21 protein-coding genes and 1 tRNA gene are annotated in these 20,882 nt (G+C 70.1%); 9 read left to right on the top strand and 13 right to left on the bottom strand.

The genetic code is table 11. From position 1 onward, the window contains the following. Positions 1 to 7: 7 nt before the first annotated feature. Both ABTZ59_RS03140 and ABTZ59_RS03135 read right to left on the bottom strand, forming a co-directional pair. Positions 8 to 856, bottom strand: a complete 849-nt coding sequence (locus tag ABTZ59_RS03140; protein ID WP_351389413.1) for a DUF6227 family protein — start codon at positions 854 to 856, stop codon at positions 8 to 10. Between the two features lie 137 nt (positions 857 to 993). After that, entirely contained in the window at positions 994 to 2,034 is a 1,041-nt protein-coding gene (locus ABTZ59_RS03135; RefSeq protein ID WP_351389409.1) for a P1 family peptidase, read from the bottom strand. 181 nt (positions 2,035 to 2,215) lie between these two features. On the opposite strand from ABTZ59_RS03135, the gene ABTZ59_RS03130 reads away from it, so the two are divergent. Further along, positions 2,216 to 2,440, top strand: coding sequence for a hypothetical protein (locus tag ABTZ59_RS03130; protein WP_249952032.1), 225 nt, complete (start codon positions 2,216 to 2,218; stop codon positions 2,438 to 2,440). Between the two features lie 40 nt (positions 2,441 to 2,480). Here ABTZ59_RS03130 and mscL read toward each other — a convergent pair whose 3' ends face one another. From mscL to ABTZ59_RS03100, 6 genes are all read right to left on the bottom strand, one after another. Next, positions 2,481 to 3,029: a large conductance mechanosensitive channel protein MscL gene (gene mscL / locus ABTZ59_RS03125; protein ID WP_351389406.1), complete on the bottom strand. Its 549-nt coding sequence runs from the start codon at positions 3,027 to 3,029 to the stop codon at positions 2,481 to 2,483. Between the two features lie 210 nt (positions 3,030 to 3,239). Then, complete coding sequence (locus ABTZ59_RS03120) at positions 3,240 to 3,887, bottom strand: hypothetical protein (protein ID WP_351389403.1); 648 nt, start codon at positions 3,885 to 3,887, stop codon at positions 3,240 to 3,242. A 190-nt stretch (positions 3,888 to 4,077) separates the two neighbouring features. Then, positions 4,078 to 4,911, bottom strand: coding sequence for an S-methyl-5'-thioadenosine phosphorylase (locus ABTZ59_RS03115; protein ID WP_249952029.1), 834 nt, complete (start codon positions 4,909 to 4,911; stop codon positions 4,078 to 4,080). A gap of 116 nt (positions 4,912 to 5,027) precedes the next feature. Beyond that, on the bottom strand, positions 5,028 to 5,402 hold the full coding sequence (locus tag ABTZ59_RS03110) for an FmdB family zinc ribbon protein (protein ID WP_351389398.1): 375 nt from the start codon (positions 5,400 to 5,402) through the stop codon (positions 5,028 to 5,030). 66 nt (positions 5,403 to 5,468) lie between these two features. Then, positions 5,469 to 6,908: an MFS transporter gene (locus ABTZ59_RS03105; RefSeq protein WP_351389395.1), complete on the bottom strand. Its 1,440-nt coding sequence runs from the start codon at positions 6,906 to 6,908 to the stop codon at positions 5,469 to 5,471. A 451-nt stretch (positions 6,909 to 7,359) separates the two neighbouring features. After that, positions 7,360 to 8,898: a potassium/proton antiporter gene (locus ABTZ59_RS03100; RefSeq protein ID WP_351389392.1), complete on the bottom strand. Its 1,539-nt coding sequence runs from the start codon at positions 8,896 to 8,898 to the stop codon at positions 7,360 to 7,362. A 257-nt stretch (positions 8,899 to 9,155) separates the two neighbouring features. Between ABTZ59_RS03100 and ABTZ59_RS03095 the strand changes: the two genes are divergently transcribed. Further along, positions 9,156 to 12,008, top strand: coding sequence for a penicillin acylase family protein (locus ABTZ59_RS03095; RefSeq protein ID WP_351389389.1), 2,853 nt, complete (start codon positions 9,156 to 9,158; stop codon positions 12,006 to 12,008). A gap of 172 nt (positions 12,009 to 12,180) precedes the next feature. Here the strand turns inward: ABTZ59_RS03095 and ABTZ59_RS03090 are convergent, their stop codons facing one another. Beyond that, complete coding sequence (locus tag ABTZ59_RS03090; protein WP_351389386.1) at positions 12,181 to 12,771, bottom strand: 5-formyltetrahydrofolate cyclo-ligase; 591 nt, start codon at positions 12,769 to 12,771, stop codon at positions 12,181 to 12,183. A 115-nt stretch (positions 12,772 to 12,886) separates the two neighbouring features. On the opposite strand from ABTZ59_RS03090, the gene galU reads away from it, so the two are divergent. From galU to ABTZ59_RS03055, 7 genes are all read left to right on the top strand, one after another. After that, entirely contained in the window at positions 12,887 to 13,789 is a 903-nt protein-coding gene (gene galU, locus ABTZ59_RS03085) for a UTP--glucose-1-phosphate uridylyltransferase GalU (protein WP_351389383.1), read from the top strand. A gap of 3 nt (positions 13,790 to 13,792) precedes the next feature. Further along, positions 13,793 to 15,127, top strand: coding sequence for a molybdotransferase-like divisome protein Glp (gene glp / locus ABTZ59_RS03080; RefSeq protein WP_249952022.1), 1,335 nt, complete (start codon positions 13,793 to 13,795; stop codon positions 15,125 to 15,127). 72 nt (positions 15,128 to 15,199) lie between these two features. Next, on the top strand, positions 15,200 to 15,766 hold the full coding sequence (gene moaC / locus ABTZ59_RS03075; protein ID WP_351389378.1) for a cyclic pyranopterin monophosphate synthase MoaC: 567 nt from the start codon (positions 15,200 to 15,202) through the stop codon (positions 15,764 to 15,766). A 74-nt stretch (positions 15,767 to 15,840) separates the two neighbouring features. Continuing rightward, complete coding sequence (locus ABTZ59_RS03070; protein WP_351390100.1) at positions 15,841 to 16,350, top strand: MogA/MoaB family molybdenum cofactor biosynthesis protein; 510 nt, start codon at positions 15,841 to 15,843, stop codon at positions 16,348 to 16,350. Continuing rightward, the gene (locus tag ABTZ59_RS03065) at positions 16,347 to 16,985 is read left to right on the top strand and encodes a GNAT family N-acetyltransferase (protein WP_351389373.1); all 639 of its coding nucleotides are present in this window, start codon (positions 16,347 to 16,349) and stop codon (positions 16,983 to 16,985) included. Before ABTZ59_RS03070 ends, ABTZ59_RS03065 begins: the two co-directional genes overlap by 4 nt. Before the next feature lie 137 nt (positions 16,986 to 17,122). Then, the gene (gene sepX, locus ABTZ59_RS03060) at positions 17,123 to 18,292 is read left to right on the top strand and encodes a divisome protein SepX/GlpR (RefSeq protein WP_351389369.1); all 1,170 of its coding nucleotides are present in this window, start codon (positions 17,123 to 17,125) and stop codon (positions 18,290 to 18,292) included. Positions 18,293 to 18,414: 122 nt separating this feature from the next. Next, positions 18,415 to 18,488 (top strand) — tRNA-Ala (locus ABTZ59_RS03055). A 148-nt stretch (positions 18,489 to 18,636) separates the two neighbouring features. Here ABTZ59_RS03055 and ABTZ59_RS03050 read toward each other — a convergent pair. From ABTZ59_RS03050 to dpgB, 4 genes are read right to left on the bottom strand one after another with little or no spacing between them, the layout of a single operon-like run. Further along, positions 18,637 to 19,017: a nuclear transport factor 2 family protein gene (locus ABTZ59_RS03050; RefSeq protein WP_351389364.1), complete on the bottom strand. Its 381-nt coding sequence runs from the start codon at positions 19,015 to 19,017 to the stop codon at positions 18,637 to 18,639. Continuing rightward, complete coding sequence (locus ABTZ59_RS03045; RefSeq protein WP_351389360.1) at positions 19,014 to 19,850, bottom strand: thioesterase II family protein; 837 nt, start codon at positions 19,848 to 19,850, stop codon at positions 19,014 to 19,016. Before ABTZ59_RS03045 ends, ABTZ59_RS03050 begins: the two co-directional genes overlap by 4 nt. Beyond that, a complete protein-coding gene (locus tag ABTZ59_RS03040; RefSeq protein WP_351389357.1) occupies positions 19,847 to 20,140 on the bottom strand; it encodes a hypothetical protein in 294 nt (97 codons plus the stop codon). Before ABTZ59_RS03040 ends, ABTZ59_RS03045 begins: the two co-directional genes overlap by 4 nt. Beyond that, on the bottom strand, positions 20,137 to 20,868 hold the full coding sequence (gene dpgB, locus ABTZ59_RS03035) for an enoyl-CoA-hydratase DpgB (protein WP_351389354.1): 732 nt from the start codon (positions 20,866 to 20,868) through the stop codon (positions 20,137 to 20,139). The genes ABTZ59_RS03040 and dpgB overlap by 4 nt, the downstream gene beginning before the upstream one ends. Positions 20,869 to 20,882 lie beyond the last annotated feature (14 nt).

Below are 20,882 nucleotides of genomic sequence, written 5' to 3'. Positions count from 1 at the left end.
CCTCATGTCATCTCACCTGCGCGCGGAGCTCCATGGCTTCGCGCGCGAGGTGTTCCGTCTCGTAGACCTCGCACATATGACGGCCGTCCGGAGTCGCCGTGTGCTCCACCTCCCACAGGCTCGTCTCGCTGCCGTCGATCAGCAGGAACGCGTGCTCGTAGAGCATGAACCCGGCGTCCTTGCCCTCGACCTGGCACTGTCTGCCGAAGACCTGCGTGATGTGGTGCGCGAACGCCGTCCGCAGCAGCCGCGCGGTCTCCTCTCCCGGCCGGTCGGCGTTCTCCGCCCGGCGCAGCACCCGTCGGGCATGGTCCGGGGAGTTGTCAGGCGAGTACATCCGGTGCCGCGGAACCGGGGTCGACGGCATGGCCCGCAGACCGCGGAGCAGGGCGAGATGTGCGTCGATCTCGGCCGTGCGCTCGGACTCCAGCTCCGCGAGCAGACCCGCCGCGACATCATCCATGGGCGGCCCGTCCGGATCGCGCACGGCCTCCGGGCCCGCCGCCCCGTCGTCGGAGAGCCGTGGCGCCTCGGGGCTGCCGGGGCGGCAAAGACGCGCCGCTGCCAGCTGCGCCTCGGACTCCTCCGCGTACAGCTCGTGCGACCGCGCTTCGTCCCGGCCGGTGTTGTGCACCAGCTCCCAGAGACTGAGCGCGCTGCCGTCGATGAGCAGATACGTGTGTCGGTACGTCTCGCGGTGCAGCCCCGCACTGTGGTGCGCGGAGCACAGCGAGCTGGCGTGCGCCAGCGCATGGCTCAGTTGCTCGACCAATGCGTCCGGCAGGTCGAAGGAGTTGAGTGCCCGACCCAGGAGTCGCTCGAGGTGCGTCTCGGTTGTCTCGTAGGGATCGTTCAAGATGGGTCTCCAGGCCGTCGCCACATGTCACTTGGTGATTGCATAACGTAGTGCCTAGGGCTGACATCGCGTCCTAAGTTTGAGAAAACGAAGGGGGCGTACGTGAAGTTCCCGCGCGCCCCCCGCCAACTCGGTGACTACGCCGGTGAGTCGAGACGGTACAGCTCGCGGTACGACGGGAATGTCCCGCCGGGCCCCGCCACGCTCTCAGCCGCCACGACGGCGGACACGATTGCCCTGGTCACGACGTCCGCTCCGGCCGCCAGTACCGCATTGAGCGCGAGCGGATCGCGCTCGGCGAGGGGAAGTTGACCCGTCGCCAGGGCAAAAACCGTGTCCCCGTCATTGAGCAGATGCACGGGACGGACGGCGCGCGCGATGCCGTCGTGCGCCGTGCCCGCGAGCTTGTGCGCCTGTGCCCGGGACAGTTCGGCGTCGGTCGCGACGACGGCGAGCGTGGTGTTGAGCGGTGGCGGTCCGTTCCGCTCGCGCAGCTCGGCCAGCCGCCGCTGGGCCGCCTCGTGGACCTCGGGCGCAGGGTACGCCGCACGGCCGTTGAGGTAGCGCCCGTACAGCACGCCCGTCAGCGGATCGATCGCGGAACCCGCCGCGTTGGCCACGACCAGGGCGGCCACGGTGATCCCGGAGTCCAGGACCAGGCTCGCCGTACCGATCCCGCCCTTGACCGGGCCGACGAGAGCGCCCGTCCCGGCGCCCACACCGCCCTCCGCGACCGGTGCCCCGCTCGCCGTACCGGCCGCCGCCTCCACCGCCGCACGGCCCGTCGCCGCGTCCGGCCGGACCCGCCAGTCGCCCCCGCGCCCCAGATCGAAGACCCCGGCCGCCGGCACGACCGGCACCACCTGGGACGGGTCGGGACCGACCCGGATGCCGCGCCCGCGCTCCTCCAGCCACGCCATCACCCCGGACGCCGAGTCGAGCCCGTACGCGCTGCCGCCCGTCAGCACGATGGCCTCGACGCGCTCGACGATATTGCGTGGATCGAGGGCGTCGGTCTCCCGGGTGGCCGGCCCACCGCCGCGTACGTCCACCGCGGCCACCACCCCACCCTCCGGGGCGAGCACGACGGTGGTGCCGGTCAGCGCCCGGTCCCCGGTCACTCGGGCATGCCCCACCCGCAGGCCCGCCACGTCGGTCAGTGCGTCATTGGCTGTCATGAACCCTCATCCGTACCACGGTGGTCCGCGCTCCCGGCAAGTGTCACCCCCACCGCCACGGTCGCCGCTCCCAGCCCGGACGCGAGAACCGCCCGAGCTCTTCCTCGCGTCCGCCGCCGTTACGGTGAGGCTCGCGTCCGCCGCCGTTACGGTGAGGATCGCGCGCCCGTACCCTGGAGCCATGAGCACCGCCCCCACCCCCGAGCCTCCGGCAGCGGAGCAGTCCCCGTCGGCCCAGCCGTCCCGGCCGCCCCGCCCCAATCCGGCGTTGATCTTCGATGATCCGCTGGACCAGCAGTCGACGGACGACACGGACCGTGGCTGGGGAGACCGACCCGGCGGGGGTGGTGACAGCGCGGCCGATCTCGCCCGCTTCCTGGACGAGAAGCCGCCCCACCACCTCTGACCGGCCGTGCGGCAATTCGTCGCCGCGCGGCGATCAGCCGCTACGAATGTGCCTGCCCTGGATTGTTCGTCCCCGGGATGGCCTGGCCGCTGGCGGTCTGACCGGCGGTGGTCTGTCCAGGGACGGCCGTGCCTGGCCCGCGCTGCGCGATCAGAGCGTCCCTGATCTCCTTCAGCACCTCCAGCTCGCTGACGTCCGCGGTTTCCTGAACCTCTTCCTCGGCGGCCTGCTGCCTGGCCCGCCTGGCGAGGTACTTGGACATCGGCAGGACCATCAGGAAGTACACCACGGCCGCCGTGATCAGGAATGTGAGGACCGCGCTCAGCACCGTCCCCCACATGATCGGAATGCCGCTCACGACCTCGCCCGCGCCGTTCGTCTCGCACGGCGACTTCAGGCATGAGCTGTACTTGTTCAGATCCTGGGTGCCGAACGCGCCGACCACCGGGTTGATCAGACCCTTGACGACGGAGTTCACCACATTCGTGAACGCCGCGCCGATGACCACCGCGACCGCGAGGTCGATCACGTTGCCGCGCATCAGGAAGGCCTTGAAGCCTTCCAACACGCTTTCCTTCTCCTTGCTCACGAGTGAGCCTTTCTTCGCATGTGCGGTAGAGGTGACAATCAGCTTCGCAACCTACGGCAGCGCGTGCCCACACTGTCCAATCCGCAGACGCGATCAGGCGACCCCACAGCTCGCCAGTGCGAGTGCGGACCCGTCGGCCCAGCGACAACCGGCCCGCCAACCGACCTCGCACCAACCGAGGCCGGGCGAGCCGACCCCGCACGAGTCGGCTCAGCACAGCGTCACCGCCAGCCGGGATGTGGCGCCCGCGGCGGCCAGCTCCGTGGCGGTCGCGCGTGGAACGGAGAGGACAATGAGCGCCCCGCCGTCCCCGGTGTCCACGACGGTCTCCCGTGCCCTCGGAACCTCGATCACCCGGGCGCCCGAGGCCACCACCCTCGCCTCCGGCGCTCCCTCCGCCGCCGCGATCACATCCACGCGGTCTCCTCGGCGCAGCAGCCGGACCGTCGCCCCGTCCGCGATACGGACCGGCGCGGACACCATCTTCATCTTCGCGGCCCGCTGAGCGCGAGACGCCTGAGACGGTTTCGCCGCTGCCACGGCGCCGGGTGCCCCGGACTCCGCGCGGGAGTCGGCGTCCGCCGCCGCACCGACGGATCCTCCCGCTCCCGCGGTGGCCAGCGCGGCAGCCGTCATGGCCAGACCGGCCGCCGTCGCACGCCGCCGCCTGAACAGGGCTCTGCGCAGCCGTCGGCCCGAGCCGCGCACCCGCAGCGGATCGAAGGGTGGCACTCCGCACGGCTCGGGCGCGGAGGGTGAGGGGAGAGGAGAAGGAAAGAGTGAGGAGAGCGGGGAGGGCGCGGGCGAAGAGACTGGAAGGCGAGGAAGCGACGGATCGTGCGAGAAGGAACGGGACATGGCAACCACCTGCCGTGAGGAGTTCTGCGGTCGCTCCTCACGATGCACGGTCCGTCACGATCCTGCTGCGGGCTGTGAATCAGTCGTCGATTGTGGACAACTTCCCCACCCGCGCGAGTGGTTCAGGCGGGCGTCGCCGCAATTCCCGGTTTCTCGCGCATGGTTCGCGAGGCGGCCGGGCACATCGTGATCAGGGCAGCTCGATCCCGGTGTCGATCCCGTCCAGAGCATGTGAGCACAGACAGTCGCGCGTCTCGCTCGCCTGCAATCCGCCCACCGCGTCGAACAACACCGTGCGCAGCCGGTCGACATTCGAGGCGAAGACCTTGAGGACCTCCTCGTGGGAGACCCCCTCGCCGGTCTCCGCGCCCGCGTCCAGATCCGTCACCAGAGTCATGGAGGTGTAGCAGAGCCCCAGTTCACGAGCGAGTACGGCCTCGGGGTGCCCGGTCATCCCGACCACCGACCAGCCCATGGCCGCATGCCACCGCGATTCCGCCCGCGTCGAGAAACGCGGGCCCTCGATGACCACCAGCGTCCCGCCGTCCACCGGCTCCCAGTCGCGCCCACGCGCCGCCGCCAGTGTTGTCCTGCGTCCCTCAGGGCAGTACGGGTCGGCGAGTGAGATGTGCACGACCTTCGAGGTGCTTCCGTCCGGAAGCGGCAGCCCGTCGTAGTAGGTCTGCGTGCGCGCCTTCGTACGGTCCACCAACTGATCGGGCACGAGCAGCGTGCCCGGCCCGAACTCCGGCCGCAGCCCGCCCACGGCACACGGTCCCAGAACCTGCTTCACACCGACGGAACGCAGTGCCCACAGATTGGCGCGGTAGTTGATGCGGTGCGGCGCGAGGCCGTGGGAGCGTCCGTGCCGGGGCAGGAACGCGACCTGCCGGCCGGCGATCTCGCCGAGGAAGAGGGAGTCACTTGGGGGACCGTAGGGAGTCTCCACCTCGACCTCGGTCACATCCTCCAGAAAGGAGTAGAAACCCGAGCCACCGATCACGCCGATCTCTGCGTTCGCCATCCGATCACAGTAGCGGTACTCGCCCACGCATACGCGAAAGACCCCGGCCGTTCAAAACGGCGGGGTCCCCACGAAACAGAAGCCAAGAACGAAGAAGAAAAGAGAGAAGGGAGGAGTCAGGCGGCAGAGGAGCCGCTGGAGCTGCTCGACGAGGTGGAGCTGGAGCCCGAACCGGACCCGGAGCCGCCCGAGCCGGAGGAGGACGAGGCCGACGCCGGGGCCTTGGACTCCGACGACGAGGACGACTTCGTGTCCGCGGAACCCGAACCAGAGCCCGAGGAGCCCGCCGAAGCAGGCGCGCTGCTCGACGACGAGCCACGACTGTCGTTCCGGTAGAACCCGGAGCCCTTGAAGACGATGCCGACCGCGGAGAAGACCTTCTTCAGGCGTCCTTGGCAATTCGGGCACACGGTGAGGGCGTCATCGGTGAACTTCTGCACCGCTTCAAGGCCCTCGCCACACTCGGTGCACTGGTACTGATAGGTCGGCACTTGCTCCTCCTGGCACTCTCACTCAATGAGTGCTAACGACGCTCCATACTGACGTATTCCGCGCGATCAGTCCACTGCCATCGGCACGCGGTGACTCATCGCACGCGTGGAGACTCGACCGGAGGCCGTCGGGGTCAGCCTCGAACGCAGCGTGACCAGCGTGACCAGCGCCAGCGCGGTGCCCACCAGCGGCACCAGGAAACCGGCGCTCGCGCCATGGGCGTCCGCGAGCTGTCCGGCGACGGTGACCGCCGCGGCCTGGCCGAGCGCGACCGCGCCGGTCAGCCAGGTGAACGCCTCGGTACGGGCCGAAGCGGGCACCAGCGACTCGACCAGTGTGTAGCCCGAGATCAGCGCGGGCGCGATGCAGAGACCGACCAGCAGTCCCAGTCCGGCGAGCAACGGCACGGAGTGCACCGTCCACAGCGCCGACGCGGCCAGCGTCAGCCCCGCGTATCCGACCACCAGCCTGGGTCCTGGCCCGATCTTCCAGGCCACAGCGCCGCAGACGATACCGGCGAGCATGTTGCCCGCCGCGAAGACGCCGTACAGCAGACCGTTCACGCCGGGGTTGCCGATCTCCTCGGTGAACGCGGTCAGCGAGACCTGCATCCCCCCGAAGACCGAACCGATCCCCAGGAAGGAGATGGCGAGAACCCGCACCCCAGGCACGGAGAACGCAGAGATACGAGGCCTGGCCGGGCCGCCTTCCCCGCGCCGGACCACCTTGGGCTGGGTACGCCGCTGAGCAGCGAAGAGCAGCCCGCCCACCAGAGTCAGCACGGCCTCGGCGATCAGTCCGGCGGCCGGGTGGACACCGGTGCACAGCGCGGTCGCCAGCACCGGGCCGATGACAAAGGTGAACTCGTCCGTCACGGACTCGAACGCGGCGGCCGTCGGGAGCAGCGACGAGGCGCCGCCGGAGCGGGAGCCGGGGCTCGAACCGGCGCTCGATCCAGAGCCTGAACCCGATCCAGGGCTTGAATCGGAGGGGCTGTGAGAGGGGCCCCTGGAGGCAGAGCGGCTCCCGGAGGGGCTTCCGGAGGGGCTGCCTCCCAGCACGGCGGCCCAGCGTGACCGGACCATGGGGCCGATCTGGGGGACGGAGGCACCTGTCGGGACAGCGGCGAGGAACAGCGCCCACAGCGGGGCTTCGGAGAGCGCGAGCACGATCAGCGCCGTGACGGACGCCGTATGCAGCAGCACGCCCGGGACGAGCACCGCGCGCTGCCCGAACCGGTCGGCGAGCTTCCCGCCCTGCGGCGCGAAGAACGCCATGGAGACACCGGTTATGGCGGCGACGGCGCCCGCACTGCCGTACGAGCCGGTGGTGTGCTGGACCAGGAGCACGATGCCGATCGTCAACATCGCGAAGGGCTGCCGGGCGGCGAAACCCGGCAGCAGGAACGTCCAGGCGCCGGGCGTGCGCAGCAGCCGCCCGTACCCGGGGCGGGGCGTCGCGGCCGGGGCGGCGTCCTCGGTGGTGTCGACCGTGTTGTGGGACACGGTCCTTGCCTTTCTGCCGCCTGGTAGCGCGCTCCCGGATGGACGGGCGCGGCCGAGCGCTGTCCTCTTGCGCGGAACTGCGGTAGATACCAGGGCCCACATCGGGGAACGCCACGGCCGCCATACGGTCGCGCCAGCACTGCGTCAGGCAGAGTTGGTCGATCAAATATGCCTTCATCGTACAGGCACGAACACCACGCCACCTGGGAAAGGAGCGAACATCATGAACGCACGCCTGCGATTACGGACGGAGGGTGCCCCCGGCCCCGACCCCGGCCCCGGTCCCGACCTCGGCCCCGGTCCCGACCTCGGCCCCGGTCCCGACCTCGGCCCCGGTCCCGACCTCGGCCCCGGTCCCGACCTCGGCCCCGGTCCGGGCCCCAGCGCCGGTCCGGGTCCCGGTTTAGACACCGGTTCGGGCGCCGGGCCAGACACCGTTTCGGGCGCCGGGTCAGACACTCGTTCCGGCCCCCGCCCCCGCGCCCGTCCCCAGCCAGTCGGCCAGCTTTCCGCCCTGTCCGACCGCCCGAAGCCGTCGCTCGGCGGCGTCCCGTACCGGATCGGTCGCGACCACCAGGAGCTCGTCGCCGCGGCGCAGTACGGTCGCCGGCTGCGGTACGAAGCTCTTGCCGTCCCGTACGACCAGGGTCACCGCGGAGCCGGCCGGCAGGCGCAGTTCTCCGATCTCCACGCCGTGCATCTTCGAGTGCGCGGGGATCGCCACGGAGAGGAGATGGCCGCGCAGCCGCTCCAGCGGCGCCGACTCGATGCCCAGGTCGGCGGCCTCGGCCGGGTCGCCGAGCCGCAGGGCCTTGGCCAGCCAGGGCAGCGTCGGCCCCTGGATCAGTGTGTAGACGACGACCAGGATGAAGACGATGTTGAAGATCCGGAGGCTGCCCTCGATGTTCGACACCATCGGGATGGTCGCCAGGATGATCGGCACCGCGCCGCGCAGCCCGGCCCAGGACATCAGCGCCTGTTCCTGCCAGGGGATGCGGAACGGCAGCAGGCTGATCAGCACGGACAGGGGCCGGGCCACCACAGTCAGTACGAGACCGACGACGACCGCGGGCAGGAAGTCGTCTCCCAGTTCGTGCGGGGTCACCAGCAGCCCGAGCAGGACGAACATGCCGATCTGCGCGATCCAGCCGAGCCCCTCCGCGAACCCGCGATTGGCCGGGGCGTGCGGCAGCTTGGAGTTCCCCAGGATCATCGAGGCGAGATAGACGGCGAGGAAGCCGCTGCCGTGTGCCGTGGCGCCGATCGCGTACGCCGAGACGGCGATGGCCATCACGGCGATCGGGTACAGCCCGGAGGCGGGCAGGGCCACATGCCGCAGCCCGAAGGCGCCCGCCCAGCCCACGGCGAGTCCGACGCACGCGCCGATCGCCAGTTCCAGCGTGATCTCGGCGACCAGCACGTACCAGTGCTCGGCCGGGCCCGCCGCCGAGAGCGCGACCACCATGATCACGACAGGGGCGTCATTGAAGCCCGACTCGGCCTCCAGAGCCCCGGTCACCCGGGACGGCAACGGCACCTTGCGCAGCACGGAGAAGACCGCCGCGGCATCCGTCGAGGAGACGACCGCGCCGACGATCAGCGCCTGCCGCCACTCCAGGCCGATCAGATAGTGCGCGGCCGAGGCGGTCACCCAGACGCTCACCGCGACCCCCACGGTGGAGAGCATGGCGGCGGCGGGCAACGCGGGTTTGACTTCTTTCCACTTGGTGCCCAGACCGCCCTCGGCCAGGATCACCACAAGGGCGGCATATCCGATCACCTGTGTCAGTTCGGCGTTGTCGAACTTGACGTGAAAGAGGCCGTCCTGCCCTATGACGACCCCGATCCCGAGATACAGCAGCAGGCTGGGGAGCCCGCTCCGGGAGGAGATCCGGACGGCCGCGACCGCGATCAGCAGCACGAGAGAGCCGATCAGCAGGAGTTCGTTGAGATGGTGGACAGACAGCGGCCGATCCTTCCCCTCGCGCATGCCGGATCGTTCCTCCGGCAGCCGGTACTTCGTTACCTTACCTAATCTTTAACGTTTTCTTGACGCTTTCGATCGCCAGTACGAGCCGATGTGATCTGTGCCTCCCTTTCGGCCGCTGTACGGCGGGAACCATGGCGTGATCACTTGTGCGATCGTCCGACGAGTCGCACTACATGACACCGCGTCCGGGACGATGAACGGCTGCGCCTATGGTTGCTCCAGCATTCCAGGACCACCCTGCCCCTCGAAGGACAGCGATGCCCGCCAACACAGCCCCCCCTTCCGCCAAAAAGAAGGGGCGACGCGCCCGTCTGATCGTGATCGTCCTGGTGCTGGCGCTCGTCGGCGGTGTCGGCTACGGCACGTACTGGGGCGTCAGCACGGTCCGTGCCTCCTTCCCCCAGACGACGGGGACCCTCGAACTCGAAGGTCTCTCCGGTCGCGTGGACGTCAGACGCGACAGCTACGGCATCCCGCAGATCTACGCGGACACCGACGAGGACCTGTTCCGCGCCCAGGGCTTCGTCCAGGCGCAGGACCGCTTCTGGGAGATGGACGTCCGGCGCCATATGACCTCCGGCCGGCTCTCTGAGATGTTCGGCAAGAGCCAGCTCAAGACCGACACCTTCCTGCGCACCCTCGACTGGCACGGGGTGGCACAGCGCGAGTACGACACCAAGCTCTCGGCGGAGACCAAGAAGAACCTCCAGGCGTACGCGGCCGGCGTCAACGCGTATCTGGAGGGCCGTGACAGCGAGGACATCTCCGTCGAGTACGCCGCGCTGAGCTTCACCAATGACTACAAGCCCGAGAAGTGGACGCCCGTCGACTCGGTGGCCTGGCTCAAGGCGATGGCCTGGGACCTGCGCAGCAATATGCAGGACGAGATCGACCGCTCGCTGCTGACGAGCCGGCTGAGCGACCAGCAGATCGATGACCTGTACCCGTCGTATCCGTACGACCGGAACAAGCCGATCGTGAGCGAGGGCGGGATCGACTCGATCACCGGCAAGTACGACCCCGAGGCCGAGCCCAGCGAGGCCACGGGAAGCGGTACAGGCACGGGCTCAGATCCCGGTACGGGCACAGGCACGGGTACGGGTACAGGCACGGGCACGGGCACGGGTACAGGCACCGGCACGGGCACCGGCACAGACGTCGGCACCAGCGGCACGGGCAGCGCCTCCGACGCCACCTCCGGCTTCAGCTCCCAGCTCGAAGCGCTCTCCGGCACGCTCGACGAGATCCCCGAGCTGCTCGGCCCGAGCGGCAGTGGCATCGGCTCCAACTCCTGGGTCGTCTCCGGCCAGTACACGACAACGGACAAGCCGCTCCTCGCCAACGACCCGCATCTCGCGCCCCAGCTGCCCTCCCTCTGGTACCAGATGGGTCTGCACTGCCGCAGCGTCTCGGAGACCTGCCAGTACGACGTGGCGGGCTACACGTTCGCCGGAATGCCCGGCGTCATAATCGGTCACAATCAGGACATCGCCTGGGGCTTCACCAACCTCGGCGCCGATGTGACCGATCTCTTCCTGGAGAAGGTCAACGGCGACTCCTACCAGTACGGCGACAAGGAGAAGCGGTTCAAGACCCGCGAGGAGACGATCAAGGTCGCGGGAGGCCAGAGCAAGACGATCACTGTCCGCTCCACCGACCGCGGTCCGGTGGTCTCGGACCGGGACAGCGAGTTGGTGAAGGTCGGCGAGAAGGCCCCGGTCGGCGACGTCGCCCCGGACCGCGGCTCCGGCTACGCCGTGTCGCTCCAGTGGACCGCGCTCCAGCCCGGCAAGTCCATGGACGCGGTCTTCGAGCTCAACAGGGCCAAGGACTTCGGTCAGTTCCGCAAGGCCGCCGAGCACTTCGAGGTGCCCTCGCAGAACCTCATCTACGCCGACACCAAGGGCAACATCGGCTATCAGGCGCCGGGCAGCATCCCGATCCGTTCGAACGGGTTCGACGGCCGGACGCCCGCTCCCGGCTGGGACCCGAAGTACCAGTGGAAGGGGTACATCCCCTTCGATGAACTGCCGTACGAGTACAACCCGGCGCGCGGCTACATCGTCACCGCCAACCAGGCCGTCGTCGACTCGAAGAAGTACCCGTACCCGTTGACCCAGGACTGGGGCTACGGCGCCCGCAGCCAGCGGATAAACGACCTGATCGAGTCGAAGATCAAGGACGGCGGGAAGATCTCGACCGACGACATGCAGACCATGCAGATGGACAACACCAGCGAGATCGCGAAGCTGCTGATGCCCTACCTGCTCAAGATCGATGTCGCGGAGCCGTCCGTACGCGAGGCGCAGAAGCTCCTCGAAGGCTGGGACTACACCCAGGAGCCCGACTCGGGCGCCGCCGCCTACTTCAACGCGGTCTGGCGCAATGTCCTCAAGCTCGCCTTCGGGAACAAGCTTCCCAAGGAGGTGCGGGTCAAGGGCGAGTGCCTGAACGTCCGTCCCGCCGACAGCACCGGCCCGGCGGACGACGACGTCCCGTTGGTGCGGGAGTGCGGCCAGCGCGCGCCCGACGCCGCCCAGCCGGACGGCGGCGACCGCTGGTACGAGGTCGTGCGCGGCATCATCAAGGACGAGGACAACGCCTGGTGGAGCTCACCGGGCAGCCGCAGGGACGACGCCACCAAGACCCGCGACAAGCTGCTTGAGCGCGCCATGGAGGACGCTCGCTGGGAGCTGACAGCCAAGCTCGGCAAGGACGTCTCCAGCTGGAGCTGGGGCCGGCTGCACCAGCTCCAGCTGGACAACCAGACCCTCGGGACCAGCGGCCCCAGCATTCTGCGGCAGATGCTCAACCGGGGGCCGTGGAACCTCGGCGGTGGCGAGGCCGCGGTCAACGCGACGGGCTGGAACGCGGCGGGCGGGTACGAGGTCGTGTGGGTGCCTTCGATGCGGATGGTCGTCAACGTCGGCGACTGGGACAAGTCCCGCTGGATCAATCTGACGGGTGCCTCGGGGCACGCGTACAGCCCGCACTACACCGACCAGACGGACAAGTGGGCCAAGGGCGAGCTGCTCGACTGGTCCTTCACGGTCAACTCGGTGGAGCGCGCGACGAGCGACAGGCTCACACTTGAGCCGTCCAGATCGTGAGCGACATCGTGAGCCGGGGCGCTGAGCCGGGCATCGGGGGCCAATGGACGGGACTTCGAAGAAGCGCCCCGGCGCCGCCGTTCGTCGTAGCGCCCTGGCGCTGCCGTTCGTCGTAGCGTCCTGACACCGCCGGTCGCCGAGTCGCGTTAACGCCGCCGGTCGGCGAGTAGCCCTAACGCCGCCGGTCGTCGAAGCGCCTGACGCCCCCCGGCGTCACCACGGCCCGTACGGGGTGGTCGTGCGGTTCCTCAGGGACCCGCGCGACCACCTCGTTCTCGTACAGCAGGACGGTCAGCGCGGGTTCCGCTCCGGCGCGGGCCAGCCGCCCGAGGACCCGGTCGTACGAGCCGCCGCCCCGCCCCAGCCGCATCCCGCGCCCGTCCACCGCGAGGCCGGGCAGCAGGACGACCTCCGCGTCCAGCACCGCGTCCACGCCGAGCCGGGTACCGTCCGGCTCCAGCAGCCCCCGCCCCGCGGGCGCCAGACGGTCCCCGCCCTCGTACTGCGCCCAGTCGAGGTCGTTGTCCGCCAGCAGCACCGGCAGCAGGACCCGTACGCCCCGCGCGCGCAGTGCGTCGAGCAGCGCGCGCGTGTCCGGCTCGCGCCCCACCGAGACATAGGCGGCCACGGTGCGGGCGCGGGCGAGTTCCGGCAGATCGAGCGCACGCAGCGCGAGAACCGCCCCGGTTTCCCGGACGTCCTCAGTGGACAGAAGCGCTCTCGCGGCAAGGAGTTCACGCCGCAGCGCAGCCTTTTCGGTCATGTCATCGCTCGTCATTACGCACCGGACATCACAAACCTCGCGTCTGCTCTTTTATGAGACGAAAGTTAACCGAAGTATCATCTTCCGCCCATACGGCGTGGATAGGGTACTGCGCATGACTCACTCGTCCTCCCGGATCACCAAGGCTGTCATTCCCGCCGCGGGCCTCGGCACTCGGTTCCTCCCCGCCACGAAGGCCACTCCCAAAGAGATGCTGCCGGTCGTGGACAAACCCGCGATCCAGTACGTGGTCGAGGAGGCGGTGGCCGCCGGGCTCGCCGACGTCCTCATGGTGACCGGCCGCAACAAGCGTCCGCTGGAGGACCACTTCGACCGGAATTACGAGCTGGAGGAGGCGCTTACCCGGAAGGGGGACGCCGACCGTCTCGCGAAGGTCCAGGAGTCCAGTGACCTCGCCACCATGCACTACGTGCGTCAGGGCAACCCCAAGGGCCTCGGCCACGCCGTGCTCTGTGCCGCCCCGCACGTCGGTGACCAGCCCTTCGCGGTGCTGCTCGGTGACGATCTGATCGACCCGCGCGACCCGCTGCTGTCCCGCATGGTCGAGATCCAGGAGCGGGAGGGCGGCAGCGTCATCGCGCTGATGGAGGTCGACCCTCAGCAGATCCACCTCTACGGCTGCGCCGCCGTGGAGCCCACCGGCGACTCCGATGTGGTCAAGGTGCACGATCTGGTCGAGAAGCCCGACGCCGCCGACGCCCCCAGCAATTACGCGATCATCGGCCGTTATGTCCTCGACCCCGCCGTCTTCGGGATACTGCGCCAGACCGAGCCGGGCCGCGGGGGTGAGATCCAGCTCACCGACGCGCTCCAGCAACTGTCCGCGGACGAGAAGGTGGGCGGACCGGTCCATGGCGTGGTTTTCAAGGGCCGTCGTTATGACACAGGTGACCGCGGCGACTATCTGCGTGCCATTGTCAGACTCGCGTGCGAACGTGAAGACCTGGGCCCGGACTTCCGTGCCTGGCTCCGCAGTTATGTCAGCGAGGAGATGTAGCACTTGAGCAGCACGGCAGAATCGGTACCGGCCGCCGGCCACGAGCGGCTCTGGTCGGTGGACGACCATCTCGCGGACATCCTCGCCGCGGTCCACCCGCTCGACCCCATCGAGCTGCAACTGCCCGACGCCCAGGGCTGTGTGCTGGTGGAGGACGTCACGGTACCGGTGGCTCTGCCGCCGTTCGACAACAGTTCCATGGACGGATACGCGGTCCGTACGGCCGATGTCGCGGGGGCCACCGACGAGTTCCCGGCCGTGCTGACCGTCATCGGTGATGTCGCGGCGGGCAGCGGCGCGTTGCCCGAGGTCGGCCCCGGGCAGGCCGCCCGGATCATGACCGGCGCCCCGCTGCCGCCCGGCGCCGAGGCCGTCGTCCCGGTGGAGTGGACCGATGGCGGCGCGGGCGGCGCCGCGGCCACCGCGATGCGCCCCGCCGGCGCCGGTGGTGAGGGCGCGAGCGGTGAGGTGCGGGTGTTCCGCTCGGCCGAGGCGCGCGCCCATGTCCGCTCGCGCGGCAGCGATGTGCACGCCGGGGACCTGGCCCTGGAGGCGGGCACGGTCCTGGGGCCGCCGCAGATCGGTCTGCTGGCCGCCATCGGCCGCGGTTCGGTACGGGTCAGGCCCCGCCCGCGCGTGGTCGTGCTCTCCACCGGCAGCGAGCTGATCCAGCCCGGCGAGGAGCTGGGCGAGGGCCAGATCTACGACTCGAACAGCTTCGCGCTCACCGCCGCCGCCCGGGACGCGGGCGCCATCGCGTACCGTGTCGGCGCCGTCACCGATGACGCCGACACGCTCCGCGCCACCATCGAGGACCAGCTGATCCGCGCCGACATGGTCGTCACCACGGGCGGTGTCAGCGTCGGGGCGTACGACGTCGTCAAGGAGGCGCTTTCCACCGTCGGCGACGAGGACGAGCCGGGCGGCGGTGTCGACTTCCGCAAGCTCGCCATGCAGCCCGGCAAGCCGCAGGGCTTCGGCTCGATCGGCCCGGAACACACGCCGCTGCTCGCCCTCCCGGGCAATCCGGTCTCCTCGTATGTCTCCTTCGAGCTGTTCGTCCGCCCCGCGATCCGTGCTCTGATGGGCCGCGAGGATGTGCACCGCCCCGTTGTCCGGGCGACTCTCGCGGCCGGCAAGACGCTGTCGTCCCCGGCGGGCCGCCGACAGTTCCTGCGCGGTACGTATGACGCGGAGGAGGGCACGATCACCCCCGTGGGCGGGGCCGGTTCCCATCTCATCGCCGCTCTCGCCCATGCCGACGCGCTGATCGTGATCCCGGAGGAGTCTGTCTCGGTGGAGCCCGGCACGGACGTCGACGTCGTCCTGATCGGCTGATCGCCACGCGGTGGCGGTACCGTGTCTGCCCACACAGGCCCCGTCGGGCCCGGACCGGGAGCGCCACAGCGAATGACCGTGTTTTCCCGGGGGGAGACCCCCGGACCCCCTCAGCAAGGCGGCTTGACGCATATCGACGAGTCGGGCGCGGCTCGTATGGTCGATGTCTCGGCGAAGGAGGTCACGGCGCGCGTCGCCCGCGCCAGCGGCCGGGTGCTGGTCTCGCCGCGCGTCGTCGAACTGCTCAGGGGCGGGGGAGTGCCCAAGGGGGACGCCCTCGCCACCGCCCGTATCGCGGGCATCATGGGCGCCAAGCGGACCCCCGACCTGATTCCGCTCTGCCATCCGCTCGCCGTCTCGGGGGTCACGCTCGATCTCTCGGTCGCGGATGACGCCGTCGAGATCCTCGCGACGGTGAAGACCACCGATCGCACGGGCGTCGAGATGGAGGCCCTGACCGCTGTCTCGGTGGCCGCGCTGACCGTGGTCGACATGGTGAAGGCGGTCGACAAGGGCGCGGTCATCACGGACGTACGGGTCGAGGAGAAGACGGGCGGTAAGTCGGGCCACTGGACCCGCCCGGGCACGGAGGTGCCGCCGGAGGCGGCGGTCTCCGAGGCGGACGGAGGTGCGGAGTGAGTACGCCCGCGAGAAGCGGCGGCCCCGGGCCCGAGCGGCGATCCGCCTCCCCGTCCCCGTCGTCCCCGCCCCCGTTGTCGCCTTCCCCCGCCACATCCACGTACCGCGCCCTGGTCGTCACGGCGTCCAACCGCGCCGCCGCCGGGGTCTACGCCGACACGGGCGGCCCGATCCTCGCCGACGGCCTGACCGCGCTGGGCTTCGCGGTCGACGGACCGAAGGTCGTCCCCGACGGAGATCCGGTCGGCCAGGCCCTGCGCGAGGGCATCGCAGCCGCGTACGACGTCATCCTGACCACCGGCGGTACGGGCATCTCCCCGACGGACCGCACCCCGGACGTCACCCGGCGCCTGCTCGACTACGAGATCCCGGGCATCCCGGAGGCGATCCGCGCCGAGGGCGCCGCGAAGGCCCCCGCGGCCGCTCTCTCCCGTGGTGCGGCGGGTGTGGCGGGGGGGACCCTGATCGTGAACCTGCCGGGCTCGACGGGCGGGGTACGGGACGGTCTCGCCGTACTCGGCCGGCTGCTCGTCCACGCCGTGGACCAGATCCACGGCGGCGATCACCCCCGTACCTCCGGATGAACCCGGCCTGGCCCGTGACGCTGGTGGACGGCGAGATCACCCTCCGCCCCATAAGGCTGCGCGACCAGCGCGCCTGGCGTGAGGTGAACCGCCGCAACCGCGACTGGCTGCGGCCCTGGGAGGCGACGATCCCGCCGCCGCCCCCGGGCGGTCCGATCGCCCAGCGCCCCACCTACCGTCAGATGGTCCGCCATCTGCGCGGTGAGGCCAACGCCGGGCGGATGCTGCCCTTCGTCATCGAGTATCAGGGCAGGCTCGTCGGCCAGCTGACCGTCGCGGGCATCACCTGGGGCTCGATGTGCTCGGGCCATATCGGCTACTGGGTGGACCGCGAGGTCGCGGGGCGCGGGGTCATGCCGACCGCGGTCGCCCTCGCGGTGGACCACTGCTTCCGCATGGTCGGATTGCACCGTGTCGAGATCTGTATCCGGCCGGAGAACGGCCCCAGCCGCCGGGTCGTCGACAAGCTCGGATTTCGCGAGGAAGGGCTGCGGCCGCGCTATCTGCATATCGACGGGGCATGGCGGGACCATCTCGTCTATGTGCTCACGGCCGAGGAGGTGCCCGACGGGCTGCTCCGGCGCTGGCGCAGGGCCGGACGAGGTGCGACCGGCAACGATCATAAAATGAAATAAGTGTTCGATATTGGTTGACATATAGCCATAAACCGATGTGGACCATCACAAAAAAAGTCAGTGCTATCAGCTAGATCGTGCGACACACCGGCTCAATTGGCGGATGCCCTCGTGCGAACCCCTCTACGGTGTGAACCGTGAGCAGCAGCGGCCTCATCTACGCAGTCATCGTCGGGGCCTGGGCCGCCTACTTGGTGCCGATGTGGCTCCGCAGGCAGGACGAGCTCAATGAGGCACGCCCGACGGAACGCTTCAGCACCGCCATCCGGCTGCTGTCCGGACGGGCGGCCATGGAGCGCCGTTACGCCAAGGAGCTTCAGGTGCGCACCGCCGAGGAGGCGGGGCCCGACGGTGAACCGGACAGCCGTACGGAGTCGATCAGCTCCGTCGACGTCCGGGCCTTCTCCGCGCCCCCGGCCCGCACCGAAGCCCGGCTGGAAATCCGCCCGGACCTCCCCGCACCGGCCAGGTCAGGGGCCGCGCGCCCGGCGCCCCGTCCCGCCCCGGCGGTCCGCCCGGCCGCCGCGCGCCCCGCGTCCGGCCGTTCGGCCCCCGCCCCCGCTCCCGAGGGGCGCGCCCCCGAGCGGCGCGCACGGCCCTCGGGCGCCGCGGCGGAACGCGCCCGGCGCGCCCGGCGCCTCCAGGTCCTCGCCCGCAGGCGCCGTACCACCGTGGTTCTCTTCCTCGCCTTCACAGTGGGCACGATCGTCGCGGCGGTCGGCGGTCTCGGCTTCCTCTGGGCGCCCGCCCTCCCGGCCGTACTGCTGAGCGTGTACATCGTGCATCTGCGCGGTCAGGAGCGACGCCGCTTCGCGTTCACCATGGACCGCCGCAGGGCCGAGGCCGCCGCGCAGCGGCTCCGCGAGAACCGCCCGCGCCGCCACCAGCCGTCGACGGCCGCCACGGGCGAGCCGGACGAGGAGCCCGAGCCCGGCCCCGAGCCCGCCCCCGCCCCCACCGTCTCGCCCCAGGAGGCGGGCCGCCGCGCCCTGGTCGAGCAGACCGACCACGCGGAGTGGGTGGACCAGCAGCGCGAACGCGGCCCGGCGAGCGGCGACAGCTGGGACCCCGTACCGGTCCCGCTCCCCACTTACGTCACCGCCCCGGTCGCTCCCCGCGCCACCGGCGGGGTCGAGGTCGGCGACCCGGAAACGTGGAGCGCGGCCCGCTCCTCCACGGCCGAACCCACCGCGGAGCCCCCACCACCGCCCCGCGCCCCGGCGCACCACCGCACGCGCGACCGCGGCAGGACCCCGCTGTTCGACCAGTACGACGAGGACGACCGCCCCCGCGCGGCCAACGAGTGACCCACCGCCCCCCACCCCGTCCCCGCTCCCCGCGGCCACCACCCGGCCCGGTGACCCGGTGACCAGCCGCCAACGGATTTCCGAGCACGGCGGCGGGAGTGCTAAGGTTTCACTCGTTGCAAGGGCCTGTGGCGCAGACTGGTAGCGCACCTCGTTCGCATCGAGGGGGTCAGGGGTTCAAATCCCCTCAGGTCCACAACAAGCCGTTCACGAGCCAGCTCGTCAACGGATCAAGAGATCCCGTCCAGCTCACAGAGTTGGACGGGATCTCTTGCTTTTGAGGCTTGGTTCGGCACGGGTGCCGCCTCGGGAAGCCCCGGGCGGTGCCGTGGACGCGGGCTCCGTCAGACCATCGGGGTGAAGAAGAAGGTGTCCCTGCGGCGGAAGGTGTTCGCCTCGGAGAAGGCGAAGAAGTCCGCGAACCGCAGTTCCACCGCACGCCCGTCGCGCAGGCGCCCGGCGAAACTGCCCTGGACGGCGATGTGATCGCCCTGCTGAACGAGCAGGGACACGCTGTGCCGTCCTTCCTCGATGACGCGTCCCTCCCGGTAGAACCGCTCCAACCCCGCATGGCCGACCAGCGGCTGGTACCCGGGCCGGTGGTAGACGGCATCCCTGTCGAACAGCTTCACCAGGCCGGACACATCGCCCGCGTCCACAAGCTCGTAGTACCGGCGTACCCGGTCTTCCCTGACGCTCGGCGACGTCACACCGACCTCGTTCATGTGCGCGTACCCGTACTCCCCGTCAGCCTGCCCGTGCGCGTGAATCTGGTCCGCAGGGCGTCCATGACCTCGTCGAACCGCGCGTGCAGATAGAAGTGACCGCCCGGGAACACCTTCACCACGAGCTCCTCGGACGTCAGGTGGCCCCAGGCTCGCAGACCGTTCTCCGGGACCTCGGGGTCGCTGTCGCCGCCGAGTGCGGTGATCGGGAAGGGAAGCGGAGAGCGTTCCCGATACCGATAGGTCTCGCAGATTTTGTAGTCCGCCCTGATCACGGGGAGCAGAAGCTCCATCAGCTCCGGGTCTTCCAGCACCGCTCCGTTCGTGCCTTGCAGGGCGGTGATGTGCGCGACCAGTTCCGTGTCGGGAAGTTCGTGCGTCACGGGGCGTCCGGGCCTGCGTGGGAAGTGGGGGGCCGAGTACCCGGAGACGAAGAGGTGCGCGGGAGGCCGGCCCCTGCGCACCAGCTCATGGGCGAGCTCGTAGGACAGCAGTGCGCCCATGCTGTGCCCGAAGAGTGCGAACGGCCTGGGCGAGCGGCTTCCGGCCGGCCCCCGCCCCTGCGACCCGCCCGGGGTGTCGAGGCGCGCGAGCAGCGGCTCCACGAGGGCCTCGACCACCTCCTCGGCCGAGGCGGCGGGCGGTTCCGTGAACCGCCCCTCCCGTCCGGGGAGTTGGGGGGTGAGCACCTCGACCGAGGGGCCGAGCCTCGACTGCCAGTCCCGATACGTCGCCGCACCCGAGCCGGCGTGGGGCAGGCAGACCAATTGGGTGACCGCGTCCGGTACCGATGGCTGATTCACAAACCAGCGCCCCGTAATTGAATTGCTCATGATGAACAGCCTTCCGTCAGGAGGGCAGCCGGACGCCGCACCCCTCCCTCGATCTGCTCAGGTTCAAGGTAGCCGCACGAGAGCCGCAGTTGAGACTTCCCGAAGACCGCGTCCGCCGGGCTCTGCCGGGCGGCGTCGCGGTCCGGCTTGGGCGGTAGCCGGCTCAGCAGCGCCTCGCAGGTGGCCGCGTGCTCGGCCGGAGCGGCCGCGTCGCCCCCGAGATCGCCCAGGAAATCCGGTGAGTGGGTCGGCCAAGCCGACGCCGTGTCAGGTGCGTGTGTGGAGGTCATCCTGTCGCCTTCCCCGTCAGCTCGGACGCCAGGGCCGCCCGGCCGAGGGACAGCCTCCGCAATTCCCTGTCGCAGGCCGCGAGGTGCGCGCCCAGCGCTTCGTCGTACTCGGTGGTCGCGGCTTCCAGCAGCAACAGACGACGGACCGCGGTCTCCCGGCCGGACACACGTTCCAGGAGGGCCGTCCCCGCGCGTACGGCCGCCGGGACATCGCCGCACACCTCGTCGACGAGGCCCAGTTCGCAGGCCTGGCGGAGAGGTATTCCGGTGCCACGCATGCAGACCTGCCGCGCCCGGGCGAGTCCGAGGTGCTGCACCAGCCGGTAGAGCAGCATGCCGGGCCAGACGTGACCGTCGTTGACCGGCGGTGTCAGCTGGAGATCGGGAGCTCCGACGCGGAAGTCGGCGGCAAGCAGCAACTCCAGGGCAGGACCACCGCAGTTGCCGTGCGCCACGGCGATGTTCAGCGTGTCCAGGCGTTCCAGCCGGCGCACCGCCCGCTCCCATCGGGTCACCGCCCGGATGTTCACCTCGCCCGGCCATTCACGGTGGTCCACCGGCGTGGCGCCGAGTTCGAGGATCACCGCGCCCTTCTCCGGGTTGCCCTCGGCCCGGTCGCAGGCCGAGTTCACCAGGACCGTCAGCTCCCCCAGAGGTCGCGCCGCGTCGACCTTCACCATCAGGCCGAGCCCGTCAGGGGTTTCAGTGAAGTCCGATTCGGAATGCATGTCAGTAGGTCTGC

This window comes from Streptomyces sp. NPDC094034, assembly GCF_040303865.1.
Classification (GTDB): Bacteria; Actinomycetota; Actinomycetes; order Streptomycetales; family Streptomycetaceae; genus Streptomyces.
This window is presented reverse-complemented; position numbering and strand designations above follow the sequence as displayed.

What these genes read in the sequence shown, in the direction of transcription:
- ABTZ59_RS03100 (WP_351389392.1), bottom strand. Translation starts at nt 8,898, where the DNA reads ATGCGCGAGGGGAAGGATCGGCCGCTGTCTGTCCACCATCTCAACGAA.
- ABTZ59_RS03120 (WP_351389403.1), bottom strand. Translation starts at nt 3,887, where the DNA reads ATGTCCCGTTCCTTCTCGCACGATCCGTCGCTTCCTCGCCTTCCAGTC.
- ABTZ59_RS03045 (WP_351389360.1), bottom strand. Translation starts at nt 19,850, where the DNA reads ATGAGCAATTCAATTACGGGGCGCTGGTTTGTGAATCAGCCATCGGTA.
- moaC (WP_351389378.1), top strand. Translation starts at nt 15,200, where the DNA reads ATGACCGTGTTTTCCCGGGGGGAGACCCCCGGACCCCCTCAGCAAGGC.
- ABTZ59_RS03115 (WP_249952029.1), bottom strand. Translation starts at nt 4,911, where the DNA reads ATGGCGAACGCAGAGATCGGCGTGATCGGTGGCTCGGGTTTCTACTCC.
- ABTZ59_RS03040 (WP_351389357.1), bottom strand. Translation starts at nt 20,140, where the DNA reads ATGACCTCCACACACGCACCTGACACGGCGTCGGCTTGGCCGACCCAC.
- ABTZ59_RS03050 (WP_351389364.1), bottom strand. Translation starts at nt 19,017, where the DNA reads ATGAACGAGGTCGGTGTGACGTCGCCGAGCGTCAGGGAAGACCGGGTA.
- ABTZ59_RS03090 (WP_351389386.1), bottom strand. Translation starts at nt 12,771, where the DNA reads ATGACCGAAAAGGCTGCGCTGCGGCGTGAACTCCTTGCCGCGAGAGCG.
- ABTZ59_RS03095 (WP_351389389.1), top strand. Translation starts at nt 9,156, where the DNA reads ATGCCCGCCAACACAGCCCCCCCTTCCGCCAAAAAGAAGGGGCGACGC.
- dpgB (WP_351389354.1), bottom strand. Translation starts at nt 20,868, where the DNA reads ATGCATTCCGAATCGGACTTCACTGAAACCCCTGACGGGCTCGGCCTG.
- ABTZ59_RS03065 (WP_351389373.1), top strand. Translation starts at nt 16,347, where the DNA reads ATGAACCCGGCCTGGCCCGTGACGCTGGTGGACGGCGAGATCACCCTC.
- galU (WP_351389383.1), top strand. Translation starts at nt 12,887, where the DNA reads ATGACTCACTCGTCCTCCCGGATCACCAAGGCTGTCATTCCCGCCGCG.
- ABTZ59_RS03130 (WP_249952032.1), top strand. Translation starts at nt 2,216, where the DNA reads ATGAGCACCGCCCCCACCCCCGAGCCTCCGGCAGCGGAGCAGTCCCCG.
- ABTZ59_RS03135 (WP_351389409.1), bottom strand. Translation starts at nt 2,034, where the DNA reads ATGACAGCCAATGACGCACTGACCGACGTGGCGGGCCTGCGGGTGGGG.